The sequence below is a fragment of the Rhizobium sp. 01T444 genome, from assembly GCF_056398305.1.
Window position 1 is genome coordinate 1 of record NZ_JBFTPD010000256.1, and the last position, 622, is coordinate 622.

At 67.8% G+C, this 622-nt stretch carries 2 protein-coding genes; both read right to left on the reverse strand.

Annotation, left to right across the window (positions count from 1 at the left end):
- Positions 1-181: hypothetical protein (locus AC1DTN_RS38300; protein ID WP_477925403.1), on the reverse strand; the 181-nt coding region annotated here is incomplete at its 3' end.
- 80 nt (positions 182-261) lie between these two features.
- Positions 262-622, reverse strand: a 361-nt coding sequence (locus tag AC1DTN_RS38305; RefSeq protein ID WP_477925405.1) for a flavin reductase family protein, incomplete at its 5' end; no start/stop codon positions are given.

The following is a 622-nucleotide window of genomic DNA, read 5'->3' on the forward strand; positions in this document are numbered from 1 at the left end:
TCTCCGGGCCCTGCTGGCGAACCTGCTGTAGCAATTCGAGCGATCGGGCGTAGTTGCGCACCAGCGCATGCATCATGGCGCACAGGCGCTTGAGCTCGACATGCGCGGGCGCCTGGAGGCACCAGGCTTCGCATTCGGCGATGGCTTCAGCGTGCCGGCCCTCCCTGAAAGTCTTCTTCAAGGCGTCGATATCTGGCTTCATTGTTCTGGGAGGAAGGGTGGTGGCGGATTATCTGCCACGGCCTCGAATGAGCGGCCGGCCTACTTCGGTCGCCGCATCCTGAACAGCGTGTCGGCTCCGATCTCGAAGTAGTCGGCCGGCCCGCCGGCACGAAGAATGGGCCGCGCGGCGGCGGTGTCGTAGATGCCGTCCCGCAGCAGCGCCTTCGAGATGTGCACGGCAACGACCTCGCCGAGGGTCAACCACGAATCGACCGCCGTGCCGTCGGCGGCCTGGAGCCGGATGCACTGCGTCATCCGGCACTCGAGCGACACCGGGCTCTCGCCCACGCGAGGCACGCTCACCACGCGCGAGGGCACCGGGGTCAGGCCCGACAGGGCGAACTCGTCGACCTCCGGCGGCACCGAGGCGCTGGTCTGGTTCATCGCCTCCGCCAGCGGG